General features: G+C 68.4%; 12 protein-coding genes. 3 read left to right on the forward strand and 9 right to left on the reverse strand.

All coding sequences use genetic code 11. The annotated features are described in order from the left end of the window. Positions 1-32: 32 nt before the first annotated feature. The 3 genes from pheT to GWI72_RS20330 form a co-directional block, all read right to left on the reverse strand. Positions 33-2,450: a phenylalanine--tRNA ligase subunit beta gene (pheT, locus tag GWI72_RS13375; protein ID WP_161708897.1), complete on the reverse strand. Its 2,418-nt coding sequence runs from the start codon at positions 2,448-2,450 to the stop codon at positions 33-35. A gap of 78 nt (positions 2,451-2,528) precedes the next feature. After that, positions 2,529-3,611 carry a phenylalanine--tRNA ligase subunit alpha gene (gene pheS / locus GWI72_RS13380; RefSeq protein ID WP_161708898.1) on the reverse strand — a complete coding sequence of 361 codons (1,083 nt, stop codon included), beginning with the start codon at positions 3,609-3,611 and terminating at the stop codon, positions 2,529-2,531. Between the two features lie 153 nt (positions 3,612-3,764). Beyond that, entirely contained in the window at positions 3,765-3,893 is a 129-nt protein-coding gene (locus tag GWI72_RS20330) for a hypothetical protein (RefSeq protein ID WP_280116346.1), read from the reverse strand. Between the two features lie 179 nt (positions 3,894-4,072). Between GWI72_RS20330 and GWI72_RS13385 the strand changes: the two genes are divergently transcribed. Together GWI72_RS13385 and GWI72_RS13390 are read left to right on the forward strand one after the other, a co-directional pair. Continuing rightward, complete coding sequence (locus GWI72_RS13385) at positions 4,073-5,110, forward strand: M42 family metallopeptidase (protein ID WP_106753864.1); 1,038 nt, start codon at positions 4,073-4,075, stop codon at positions 5,108-5,110. An 84-nt stretch (positions 5,111-5,194) separates the two neighbouring features. Continuing rightward, positions 5,195-5,857 (forward strand): nucleotidyltransferase family protein, encoded by a 663-nt coding sequence (locus tag GWI72_RS13390; protein WP_161708899.1) that lies wholly within the window; start codon positions 5,195-5,197, stop codon positions 5,855-5,857. Here the strand turns inward: GWI72_RS13390 and GWI72_RS13395 are convergent. Next, positions 5,824-6,882 (reverse strand): AraC family transcriptional regulator, encoded by a 1,059-nt coding sequence (locus GWI72_RS13395; protein WP_161708900.1) that lies wholly within the window; start codon positions 6,880-6,882, stop codon positions 5,824-5,826. The two genes, GWI72_RS13390 and GWI72_RS13395, sit on opposite strands and share 34 nt — an antisense overlap. A 193-nt stretch (positions 6,883-7,075) precedes the next feature. On the opposite strand from GWI72_RS13395, the gene GWI72_RS13400 reads away from it, so the two are divergent. Then, entirely contained in the window at positions 7,076-8,155 is a 1,080-nt protein-coding gene (locus GWI72_RS13400; RefSeq protein WP_161708901.1) for an alpha/beta hydrolase family protein, read from the forward strand. 118 nt (positions 8,156-8,273) lie between these two features. Here GWI72_RS13400 and GWI72_RS13405 read toward each other — a convergent pair whose 3' ends face one another. The 5 genes from GWI72_RS13405 to GWI72_RS13425 form a co-directional block, all read right to left on the reverse strand. Next, the gene (locus GWI72_RS13405; protein WP_161676692.1) at positions 8,274-9,737 is read right to left on the reverse strand and encodes a methyl-accepting chemotaxis protein; all 1,464 of its coding nucleotides are present in this window, start codon (positions 9,735-9,737) and stop codon (positions 8,274-8,276) included. A 13-nt stretch (positions 9,738-9,750) separates the two neighbouring features. After that, positions 9,751-10,107: a hypothetical protein gene (locus GWI72_RS13410; RefSeq protein ID WP_161708902.1), complete on the reverse strand. Its 357-nt coding sequence runs from the start codon at positions 10,105-10,107 to the stop codon at positions 9,751-9,753. Positions 10,108-10,220: 113 nt separating this feature from the next. Next, the gene (locus GWI72_RS13415; protein ID WP_161708903.1) at positions 10,221-11,150 is read right to left on the reverse strand and encodes a hypothetical protein; all 930 of its coding nucleotides are present in this window, start codon (positions 11,148-11,150) and stop codon (positions 10,221-10,223) included. Further along, positions 11,147-11,821, reverse strand: coding sequence for a peptide-methionine (S)-S-oxide reductase MsrA (msrA, locus tag GWI72_RS13420; protein ID WP_161708904.1), 675 nt, complete (start codon positions 11,819-11,821; stop codon positions 11,147-11,149). The genes GWI72_RS13415 and msrA overlap by 4 nt, the downstream gene beginning before the upstream one ends. Before the next feature lie 12 nt (positions 11,822-11,833). After that, positions 11,834-12,157 carry a hypothetical protein gene (locus GWI72_RS13425; RefSeq protein WP_161708905.1) on the reverse strand — a complete coding sequence of 108 codons (324 nt, stop codon included), beginning with the start codon at positions 12,155-12,157 and terminating at the stop codon, positions 11,834-11,836. Between the last annotated feature and the right edge of the window lie 152 nt (positions 12,158-12,309).

Raw genomic sequence — 12,309 nt, forward strand, 5'->3', positions numbered from 1 at the left:
ACGCGGGGCTTCTGCATTCAGGATCAGACCGCTCAGCCGCGCAGGGTGCCGCCGGTGGCCTTTTCGACGGCGGCGACGATCTTCTTTGCCACGGCGTCGATTTCCTCGTCGGTCAGCGTGCGGTCCTTGGGCTGCAGCGTCACGTCGATGGCAAGCGACTTCTTGCCTTCGCCCACGCCCTGCCCTTCGTAGATGTCGAAGAGGTTGACGTCGGCGATCAGCGTCTTCTCGGCGCCACGGGCGGCCTTCAGCAGCTTGTCGGCGCTGAGGTCCTTGTCGACCACGAAGGCGAAGTCGCGGCGGACCGGCATCAGGTCGGCGATGTCGAGCGCGCCCTTGGAGCGGGTCGGCTTGGCCTTCGGCTCGGGGATGGCGTCGAGATAGATCTCGAAGGCCACCAGCGGACCGGCGACGTCCATCAGCCCCAGCGTGCGCGGATGCACCTCGCCGAAGACGGCGAGCGTCTGCTTCGGACCGAGCTTGAAGGCGCCGGAGCGGCCCGGATGGAACCAGCCGGGCGCATCGGTGAAGACCTGCAGCTTGTCGACCGGCGCGCCGGCGGCGGCCAGAACGGCTTCCGCATCGGCCTTGGCATCAAACACGTCAACGCTGCCGGCGGAGCCCGACCAGTGCCGGCCATTGCCGGCGAGCTTGGCGGTGCCGCGGCGGACGCCGGCGACGACCATGCGCTGGCCATCCTCGCGGGCGGTGAGGAACACCTGACCGACCTCGAACAGGGCGACATCGGCATAGCCGCGGTCGGCGTTGCGCTGTGCAGCCGCGATCAGGCCCGGCAGCAGGCTCGGGCGCATCTGCGACATGTCGGCGGAGATCGGGTTAGCGAGCTCCAGCTCGCGCGCGCCGCCGCCGAAGGCTTCCGCATGGGCCTTGGCGATGAAGGACCAGGTGACGGCCTCGTCCATGCCGCGCGCGGCCAGCGTGCGGCGGGCACGGGAGCGGCGGATCTGGCTGGCGGTCAACACCCTGGCCCCGACGGAGCCGGAACGCGGCAGCGGCGTCGGCGCGACGCGGTCGAGACCGGCGATGCGCATGACCTCCTCGGCAAGATCGGCCTTGCCCTCGATGTCCGGACGCCAGCTCGGCGGGGCGACGCGGACGGTCTCACCGCTGCCGGAGATCCAGAAGCCGAGCGACTTGAGGATCAGGTTGATTTCCGGAACCGGCAGGTCGAGGCCGGTGAGGCGCTTCACTTCGCGGTAGGGGAACTCGATGATGCGCGAGGTGTCCGGCACCTGGCCGACGCTGACAACCTCCGACGGCGTGCCGCCGCACAGGTCCAGCACCATCTGGGTCGCCATCTCGAGACCCGGCAGCATGAAGTCCGGATCGACGCCGCGCTCGAAGCGGTAGCGGGCATCGGTGTTGACGCCGAGCTTGCGGCCGGTGCGGGCGATGCCGGTCTCGTCCCAGAGCGCGGATTCGATCAGCACGTCGACGGTGGTCTCGTCGCAGCCGGAATGCTCGCCGCCGAGAATGCCGCCGAGCGACTCCAGCCCCTTGTCATCGGCGATGACGCAGATGCTGTCGTCGACCTGGTAGGTCTTGCCGTTGAGGCCCTCGATCTCCTCGCCGGCGCGGCCGCGGCGGACGACCAGATTGCCGGTCACCTTGGCCGCATCGAAGACGTGCAGCGGGCGGCCCTGGTCGAAGGTCATGTAGTTGGTGATGTCGACCAGCGCGTTGATCGGGCGCAGGCCGATGGCAACCAGACGGTCCTGCAGCCACTTCGGCGACGGGCCGTTCTTGACGCCCCTGACGAGGCGCAGGCCGAAGGCCTTGCACAGGGCCGGAGTGTCGCCGAAGTCGAGGACGACCTTGGTCGGGCACGGGAAGCTGCCCCGGATCTGCAGGTGCTTGCGCTCCTTCAGCTTGCCGAGGCCGGCGGCGGCGAGATCCCGGGCGATGCCGTAGACGGCGGTGCAGTCCGGGCGGTTCGGCGTCAGGCCGATCTCGATCACCGGATCGCCAAGCCCCATGTATTCGGCGAAGGACATGCCGATGGGGGCGTCTTGCGGCAGGTCGATGATGCCGTTGTGCTCGTCCGACAGCTCCAGCTCGCGCTCGGAGCACATCATGCCGAAGCTCTCGACATCGCGGATCTTGCCGACGGAGAGGGTGACGTCGAGGCCGGGGACGTAGTCGCCCGGCTTGCCGAGCACGCCGACGAGGCCGGCGCGGGCGTTGGGCGCGCCACAGACGACCTGCAGCAGCTCACCCGAGCCGGTGTCGACCTTGAGCACGCGCAGGCGGTCAGCGTTCGGGTGCTGTTCGGCCGAGACGACCTTGGCGATCTTGAACGGGGCGAGGCGGGCGGCGCGGTCGGTGACGTCTTCGACTTCCAGACCGATCATGGTCAGGCGCTCGACGATCTGGTCGAGCGTCGCGTCGGTCTCCAGATGCTCCTTGAGCCAGGAAAGCGTGAACTTCATCGTGTCATCTCGTGTCTTTGGCAGCGCGCGGGCCGGGCTGACGGCCCCTGCGCGGCACGCCGGGAGGGATCGATCGGGTCAGGACGACAGGCCGCCGAACAGCGTCGGCAGGTCGAGCGGGCGGAAGCCGTAGTGCTTGATCCAGCGGACATCGGCATCAAAGAAGGCGCGCAGGTCCGGCATGCCGTATTTCAGCATGGCGATGCGGTCGATGCCCATGCCCCAGGCAAAGCCCTGGTACTCGTCCGGATCGAGGCCGCAGTTGCGGATGACGTTGGGATGCACCATGCCGCAGCCGAGGATCTCGAGCCAGTCGTTGCCTTCCCCGAACTTCACCTCGGCGCCCGAACGGTCGCACTGGATGTCCACTTCCATGGACGGCTCCGTGAAGGGGAAGAAGGACGGGCGGAAGCGCATCTTGATGTCCTTGACCTCGAAGAAGGCCTTGCAGAACTCCTCCAGGATCCACTTCAGGTGACCCATGTGGCTGCCCTTGTCGATGACGAGGCCTTCCACCTGATGGAACATCGGCGTGTGGGTCTGGTCGCTGTCGCAGCGATAGGTGCGCCCCGGAATGATGACGCGGATCGGCGGCTGCTGGCTGCGCATGGTGCGGATCTGCACCGGCGAGGTGTGGGTGCGCAGCAGCAGGCGTTCACCGGCTTCGTCCGGATGGAAGAAGAAGGTGTCGTGCATGTCGCGTGCCGGATGGCCGAGCGGGAAGTTCAGCGCGGTGAAGTTCAGCTCGTCGCTTTCGATATCCGGACCTTCGGCGACCGAGAAGCCCATGTCGGCAAAGATCGCGGTCAGCTCGTCGATCACCTGGGCGATCGGATGGATCCGGCCCATTTCGGCAGGCGCGGCGCGCAGCGGCAAGGTGACGTCGACCCGCTCGCTGGCCAGACGCGCCTCGAGCGCGGCTTCCTTGAGCACGTCCTTGCGGGCGGCCAGTTCGTCGGTGACGCGGGTCTTGAGGCCGTTGATCGCGGCGCCCCTCGTCTGGCGCTCTTCCGGGCTCATCGAGCCCAGCGTCTTCAGCATCTCGGAAATGCTGCCCTTCTTGCCAAGGGCGCCGATGCGCACCTCCTCGAGGGCTGCCTCGCTGGTGGCCGCGGCGATGGCGGCCGAAATCTCGGTGTAAAGGCTGTCGATGTCAGACATGAGCTCTTCGGTCGTTGGGCCATGTGCGGGTCCCGGGCAGGCGGATCCGGCAGCAGGCGATCAGGTCGTTGGGTCTTTTAGCAGAATTGCGCGCGCATGCCACAGGAAGGCAGGCGAAGGCGGACGGGAATGTCAGAGGCGCCGAGAGCGTCCTCAGCGGCTAAATCGTCCGCAGGCCGGGCCCTGGGCGGCCGGGTTGCGCAGACGGCGCACGACGAAGCGCTTCGCCCGCATTCCGCTGGCGGCGAGGCTGGTCCCAGTCGTGGCAAGGCCGGTGGTCATGGCGCATCCCGTTGAAGCGAGCGGGAGTATAAGCCGCAATCCTGCAATGACAAGGCGTCCCGCAGGATTTGCTGAGGCCTTCAGAAAAGCCGCACAGCAGAGCTGAAACGCTCTTCCCCGGCGCTGGACACAGGCCTAGTCTGATGGTTCCCAAATCACTTTTCAGGAACACTCCTTCCATGAACATCGATCTGTTGCGCCGGCTGTGCGAGACCCCGGGCGTTCCCGGTCACGAGCACCGGGTGCGGGCGCTCATCGAAACGGAAATCAAGGGCCTGTTCGACGAGGTGACCGTCGACCCGATGGGCTCGCTCCTGTGCCGGCGCGATCCGCGCAAGAAGTCGAAGTCGCCGAAGAAGGTGATGCTGCTCTGCCATATGGACGAGATCGGCTTCCTGGTCTCGCATGTGACGGACAAGGGTTTCGTCCACGTTCATCCGGTCGGCGGGTTTGACCCGCGCAACCTGTTCTCGCGCCGCGTGCTGGTGTCGACGGACAAGGGAGATTTCAAGGCCGTGATGAACCCCGGCGGCCGGCCGATCCACATTTCCTCGCCCGACGAGCGCAAGAAGGTACCGGAGCCGGACGAGTTCGTCATCGACATGGGCCTTGGCGAGAAGGCCAAGGAGATCGTCAAGATCGGCGACATGGTGACCATGGACGAGCCGCTGCTGGAAATGGGCGACACCATCGTCTCCAAGGCGCTCGACAACCGCATCGCCTGCTGGCTCGGCATCGAGGCGATCCGCGCGCTCGGCAAGGCCAAGCATGAGTGCGAGATCCATGTCGCCTTCACGGCGCAGGAGGAAGTGGGCCTGCGCGGTGCCCGCACCGCATCCTACGCGATCAAGCCGGACATCGGCCTTGGCATCGACGTGACGCTGGCCTGCGACACGCCGGGCGTGCCCGAACAGGACCGCACGACGACGCTCGGCGGCGGCTTTGGCCTGCATGTGAAGGACGGCTCGTTCATCGCCGACCGCCAGCTGGTCAGCGAGATCGAGGCGCTCGCCATTGCCGAGAAGATCCCCTACCAGCGCACCATGCTGCGGTCTGGCGGGCAAGATGGCGCGGCGGCCCAGCAGGCGGCGGCCGGGGCCCGGGCGGTCGGCATCGTCGTCGGCACCCGCTACATCCACACGGTGACCGAGATGATCGCCAAGAAGGACCTGGAAGCTGCCCGCGACATCATCGCGGCCTATCTGAAGCAGGTCTGATCGGCGCGCTTACCTCTCCTGTCGTCCGGCGGCCATGCCGCCGTGCAAGGCTCCGGGCATCGCGTCGATTCCCGGAGCCTTGTCATGTCCGCCAGCCTGTCCTGCCTTGACGACGTCAGCCGCGACCGGCTCCGGCTGGGCGATCCGGCGCGGGCCAGCGAGGATGAGCGGCGGAGAGCGCTGGTCCGGCTGATCGGCGCGATGCCGGTGGTGCTGCAGATCCTGGAGACAATCCGCGATCTCCGCCTGCCCGATGCGTGGCTCGTTTCCGGCGGGATCTACCAGAACGCCTGGAACCTGATGACCGGCAAGCCGGTTGGCCATGGCATCAAGGATTATGACGTCACGTATTTCGATGGCGGCGACCTGTCCTACGACGCAGAAGACCGGGTGATCCGGGCCGTTGCTGGCGCGCTGCCGGCGCTGTCCGGGATGATCGAGACGCGCAACCAGGCGCGCGTGCATCTCTGGTATCCCGAGCGCTTCGGCAGTGCCTATCCGAGGCTCACCTGCAGCACGGAAGCGCTGACGCTCTATGCGTCGAAGACGCATGCTGTCGCGGCCCGGATGACAGCAGGGAACAAGATCGAGATCGCCGCGCCGTTTGGCCTTGCCACTCTCTTTGCCATGCGGCTGGTGCCGAACAGGGTGCTCGACACTGCGAAGACCCATGCCGAGAAGAGCGCAAGGCTGAAGCGCCTTTGGCCCGAGCTTCAGGTGATCGGCTGGGACGACGCAGAGGCCTGAGCACGGCCCGCGTTTGCCTGCTGCCACCCGGTCGGGCTCTGGCCGGTGACACGCCGGAATTCGCGGTTGAAGTTGGACTTGGTGCGGAAGCCCGCCTCGAACATTGCTTCGGTGACGCTGGTCCCGGCCGTCAGCGCCCGGCAGGCCAGCTCGACCCGGTAACGGTTGACGAACTGGCTGACGTTCATCTGTTCCACCCGGTTGATGGCGGCGGAGAGCGTCTTGGCCGGAACCGTGAGGCGGCGGGCGAGGCGCGCAAGGGTGAGGTCCGGATCAGCGGCCAGGCGCGAGGTCGTCAGAAGATCGAACGCGCGGCCGACCAGCTGCCGCTCCTCGTCGCTCGGATACGCCGCGTCCGCCTGTTCGACCGCCTCGATTGGGACGTCTTCGCCGGAAGCCTGCGTGTCGGGCTCATCCTGTGCCCGTTCCAGCCCCATCAGTCCGAGGCCCAGCAGCAACAGCGAGGACGTGACGCTGGTGATGCTGCCCTTGAGGTCGCCGGCGAAGAACAGGATATCGGCGACGATCAGCACGTCGCTGGCCGCCGATCCGATCAGCAGGATCGCGAGCAGCCGCCAGGAGCGCAAGGACGGCGCGCTGGATTCCAGCCGGGCCAGCGGCAGGCGGTCCGCCCCGTTCCGCATCGCATGCAGCATCAGCAGGCCGTAGCCAGTGAAGAGCGCCGGCAGGACTGCGTCGAGCGTCAACGGGGCAAAGACGATGCAGAAGAGCACGAAGGCCGGCGCGGCGAGCTGCACCAGCCCGTCCCGTGGCGCCAGCGGGCGCAAGGCGCCCTGCACGAAGGCAAGCCAGGTCAGCGGCGGAATGAGGGATGCCATGAAGGGCTGGAGGAAGCGCAGCTCCACAATCCCGTAATGCTGCACGGCGGCGGCAATCAGCGACTGGACCGCCGAGACGGCGATCAGCAGGCGCAGCCAGCGACTGCCCTCGCCGCTCCAGACAAGACGCAGGAGCAGGCAGGCGAGGATCGCGGCGGCAAAGACGGGGACAGGAAAGCTCGGCATCGGGCAAACCGGGTGTGCGTGGCGACGGCGCGACCGGTTGCGGGGTCCCAGATGCAGGTCCCGGACCGGCCGTTTCCCTGTCTCTACCTCCTTGATCCGGTTCGTGGCGACCTGAATCCGGTTCGAGGTCGCCCCAAACGGCATGGGCCAGTCATCTGGCCTCAGCGATCCCGCTGACACAGGAGACACCTGCATGCCCGTGACATCTCGCAACTTCGCCCGCACCTTCACCCGCCATCTCGTGCAGTCCGTTTGCCTGATCCTCGCCCTGGCAGGGCCGGCCGGGGCAGCCGACAGGCTTGATCCCGGGCACGAGCGGCTGCAGGTCACGGCCGCACACCGGGACGGTCCGCTGATGGCCTCGGTCTGGTATCCGGCAGGCGGCAAGACCTATCGCGGCCTCGTTGGCGACAATCCGGTCTTCGTCGGCAACCCGGTCAACATGGGCGCGCCCTATCCGGCCGGCAAACATCCGCTGGTTCTGCTGTCGCATGGATCGGGCAACAACATCGACGCCATGAGCTGGCTGGCCAACGGGCTGGTGGCGCAGGGCTTCATCGTCGCCGGGGTCAATCACCCGGGCAGCACCAGCGGCGACAGCTCGCCGCGCCGCAGCCTGCGCCACTGGGAGCGCGCCAAGGATGTCAGCGCGCTGCTGACCAGCCTGTTGCAGACCCCGGAGCTTGGTCCGCTCATCGACACGGACAGGATCTCCGTCGTCGGCTTCTCACTGGGCGGGGTGACGGCCTTGGCGCTGGCCGGGGCTGAGACGAGCCAGCAGGCCTTCGTGGACTATTGCGCCGAGCCGGCACCGGGCAAGGTCGATTGCCGCTTCTACGCCAAGGGCCGGACGGACCTGACCGGCGTGCCGCAGGCCGAGTTCGAGCAGTCGCTGACCGATCCGCGCATTTCGCGCAGCGTTGCCGTCGATCCGGCCATGGCGCAGTCCTACAAGGCGGGCAGCCTGAAGGCGATCCGCATTCCCGTCGCCGTCATCAGCCTGGGGGCACCTGGCGAAATCCCGATCGCGGCGGATGTGGGCGCAAGCGGTGGCAGGTTCGCGGAGCTGATCCCCGACTTCAGCCACAGCTACATCGCACCGGCGCACCACTACAGCTTCCTCGCCCTGTGCAAGCCCGGCGCGACGGAGTTGCTGGAAGCCGAAGGGGAAGATGCGATCTGCGCGGATCCGGCCGGATCGGACCGGGCGGTGGTCCATGCCGAAGCGCTCAGCCGGATTGCGGCCTTTCTGATGCTGCCGGCGCCCCGCTGACGCGGCGCCGGTCATGCAGGATGCGGCCCCGCACATGACACCGACCGGCGCAGCAGATGCGCCGGTCGCCGGGTAACCTCTGGCGCGTGGGACGCCCCCGTCGCCAGCCTGCCTGCCGTCAGGCCACGTCGCGGAGGAAGGCGTCGATGCTCTTGCGCATCCGGGCCGCCTCCTGCTCCAGTTCCTCGGCGGTGCCGGCAACGGTGCCGACCGACCCGGTGGTCTGGGCCGCAGCGGCATTCAGGCCACCGATGCTGCTGGCAACCAGCTCGGTTCCGCGCGCCGCCTCGCTGACATTGCGGGAAATCTCGGCTGTTGCGGCCCCCTGCTCCTCGACGGCCGCCGCGATCGCCCCGGTGTAGCGGTTGACGTCCTCCATCGTGTGCGCGATGGCGCCGATGGCCTCGACCGCAGCCTTGGTTTCCGTCTGGATCGCCGCAATCTGGGCACCGATCTCCTCGGTGGCGCGGGAGGTCTGCGTCGCCAGTTCCTTCACCTCTGCCGCCACCACGGCGAAGCCGCGTCCGGCCTCACCCGCACGAGCCGCCTCGATGGTCGCATTGAGCGCCAGAAGGTTGGTCTGCTCCGCAATGGCCTGGATCAGCGTGACGACCTCCCCGATCCGGCTGGCGGCATTTGCAAGGCTGGCCACCTTCGCATTGGAGGTCTGCGCGCCTTCGGTTGCCCGGGCAACGATCTGGGTGGTCTGGGCCACCTGGCGGGCGATCTCGGAAATGGACGACGACAGTTCCTCGGCGGCCGAGGCCACCGTCTGCACGTTTTCCGAAGCCTTGTCGGAGGCCTGAGCTGCGGTGCTGGCCTGACCGGCCGTGCCGGAGGCGAGATTGCCGAGCTGCCCCGCCGCCTGGCGCAAGTTCTGGCTGCGCTGCGCCACGCCGGACAGCAGCGTCTCGATTTCCTTGCGGAACTGGGCGATGCGACCGGAGATCTCGGCCTGACGCGCCTGGTCTTCCCGGGCGCGCTGGTCCATGGCCCCCTGGGCAGCGATGGCGGTAGCCTGGGCCGCCTTGGCCTCGTCCAGCGCCTTGCCCGAGGCGGCAAAGGCCGCCTCGACCTGGGCGGTCAGCCACCACAGCGCCGCGACCTCGCCGACGACGATCACGGCATGGAACAGGACGCGGCCGAAGTTTGCCCCGCCCGGGAACACGGCATAGGGCAGGAAGAAGTTGAGCCCCAGATGGTGCACGGCCACGACCCCGGCATAGGCAACCAGCGCGCGCCAGTCGACCCATCCGGCCAGAAGGGCGAGCATGGCGAAGAAGTACATGTGCGCGTCGGTCTGGAACGAGGTCGCCGGATCGGTGCTCGCAAGGGACGCCACGAACAGCGCCACCAGGCCGGCCAGCGAGATAGCCGAGACGATGCGGGTCTCGACCGCGATGCCGAACTTCATCCACGTGGCCGTGGCCACTGTTCCGAACAGCAAGGCGATGCCGGCCAGAACGACCGTCGACACCGTCTCGTTGGTCCAGGACGTGCCGATGACCAGCAGCACGTTGAACCAGATGACATACATCAGCGCCTTGCCGAAGACTTCCCGAATATCATCGAGCCTGTTCATCGAAGGGGTTCCCTTAACTGCGCAATTGCGTGTTGACCGAAGGCACCAGCGCCAGACAGGCCTCGGCAAACCAGGCGGCTGTCACGATGAAGGCACCGGAGCGGTAGAGCAGATCGATGTCGCCCGCGCGGGAAAGCGGGGTGACCGCCACCTGGCCGCCGGGCGACAGGGCAATCAGGCTGCCGCCGGCCCGGGCGACGACCTCGGCGGCCGGCAGGACCGGCGACGTCGTGAAGACGGCAACCGGCTCCCCGGGACGCGGCAGGACCGCAACGCCGATGACGAGCAGGCAGACAGCCAGGAAATAGCCGGCCAGCAGGACGCGTCCCGCCGTCGACACGCGCTTGCCCTGTCCCGATGTTGAACTCATGATGCGCTGGTCCTGCTCCTCTTCCCGCTAGGGTAAGCGGAGCAGGGTTAACAAGCTCAAAACGGGTATTCGACAGGCCTCCACGGCCTGCAAGCCGGACGGATCGGTTACAGTTACGGCAAGGGCGCAGCCATGCGGGCCAGTCGCGCCTCCCGCTGCCGCAGCCGGCGCCACAGGGCCTTGCGCTCGATCCGCACGGCCTCCGGCGAGGCCAGGGGCACCGCACCATTAGCCCGCTGGGCGCAAAGGCGGCGATACAGCGCATCCACCTTCAGATATCGGGCCAGATCCTCGGCATGGGCCTGCAGCAGATGCGCCGGGGGCGGGTCGACCGGATGTGGTGCCCGGGCAGCGGGCGCGGCCCCCGGTTCGGGCCATTCCGCCACCAGGAGCCCGGCGAGCACGGCCTGTCGCCGCAGGGCCTTGAGCCACTTGCGGCAGATTTCCGGCGAGCGGGCGGCGAAGGCCCGGGCGGCGCGGCGATGGCTCTGGCGACGAGCCCGGGCGAAGGCCTCGGCAGCCCCGACCGCATCGATCAGGCCGGGCGCCAGCGTCACGGCATCCACCTCGCAGCGGCGCAGCAGGGCATCGAGACCCGCCAGCTGGCGGTCATCCTCGGGTGACAGCGGTTCCGCGTCGCCAACAAGGCCGACCAGCGCCAGGCCTGCGCCGTCCGCCAGCAACTTGAGCGCCTTGCTGGCGAGCTTGAGCCGGGCCGCACGCGGCGCATGGGCCGGGCCAAGCCCGTCGCGGCAGACCTTGAGCAGGAGCCGGGCCTGTTGCAGCCGGGGACGCGCCCGTCCGAGGCGGACAGCAAGGGGCAGGCGCTGATCCGCGAGCGCGGCGCGGGCCGTCATGATCGCAAGCAGCAGCTCCACCCGCAGCCGCTCCCCGAAGCTTGGCCGCAGGGGCAGCTGCGAGGCCCGGAGCGGCGGGTCCCAGGGCAGCCCGGCCCCACCGGACCTGAGGGACACCGGGGCGGACGGCAGGCCGCCCGGCGGCAGGCCGGCGGCATGCGGCGACAGGCGGTCGTCTGGGGTCACGTCACGGCCTCGCCGGACGCGCTGCGCGGCCGTGCCGGCACGCCGCAGCCCTTCGTGGTGCAGCTTGCGCCCGGCACCCGGGCCAGATGCTGCTGCTGGTAATCCTCCGCGAGATAGAAACGGGTGTCGATCGCCAGCGTCGTGGTTATGGCGCGCGGATGCCCTGCGGCCTTGAGCGCGGCCGCGTAGTCCGCGCGGGAAGCCTCGGCGACGGCCAGATCCTCGGCATCGGGCAGGAGCAGGAGCGAGCGGAACTGGGTGCCGATGTCGTCGCCCTGGCGCATCCCTTGCGTCGGGTCATGCCCTTCCCAGAAGTGCAAGAGCAGCGCGGCGAGCGGCAGGACGGCCGGATCGTATGTGACGGCCACCACTTCGGCATGGCCGGTGCGGCCGCTGGCCACCTCGGCCCCGGTCGGATTGGGCGTGTGGCCGCCCGCGTAGCCGGCCGCCGTCAGCACGACGCCCGGCAGCGACCAGAAGCGCCGTTCGCCGCCCCAGTAGCACCCCATGCCGAGCAGGACCTGGCGGCAGCCTGCGGGTCGAGGTCCATCCAGCGGCCGGTCGAAGATGGCGTGGCGCACGCCGGGGCGGTATGGGTCGGCCCGGCCGGGCAGCGCCTCGGCCGCGGTCGGCAGCTCGAATTTCTGGGTGAGCAGACGCATGAAGGACATCGGGCGATCCTGTCAGGCAAGCGCGGCGGACACGCGCCGGCGCGTGCCGAGAATGAGAAAGACGACCGCAAGCGGCGGCAGCACCAGCCAGACCGGCCAGCCGAGCAGGGTCTCGATCGCGAGCTCCCACACGGCGGGGCCGAGCGCGGCCTCCACCGAGGCGCGCGCGGCCTGCAGCGAGGCAGCCGACAGCTCCGACCAGACCTGGCGCAGCGGCGTGAAAGCAAAGGCGGTGGCCGCGATCGACTTGCTGCCGTCCACCACGGCCGCCACGACGGCGACGCCGAGAAGGAAATAGCCGAAAAGCCGCAGCAGGCCCCTGAGCAGCGCGAACATCTGCAAGTCTCCCTTCCGGCCGGCCCCGTCATCCGGACGACCGCCTCCTGTCGAGGTTACCCTAGTTGGAGCGCCGCGATGCGACAATGCACAAGCGCGTGGCTGTGCGGCAGCCCGGTTTTCCCAAGACTTTTCAGCCTGCTGCCGGCAGA

Source organism: Pannonibacter sp. XCT-53 (genome assembly GCF_009915765.1).
GTDB lineage: Bacteria > Pseudomonadota > Alphaproteobacteria > Rhizobiales > Stappiaceae > Pannonibacter > Pannonibacter tanglangensis.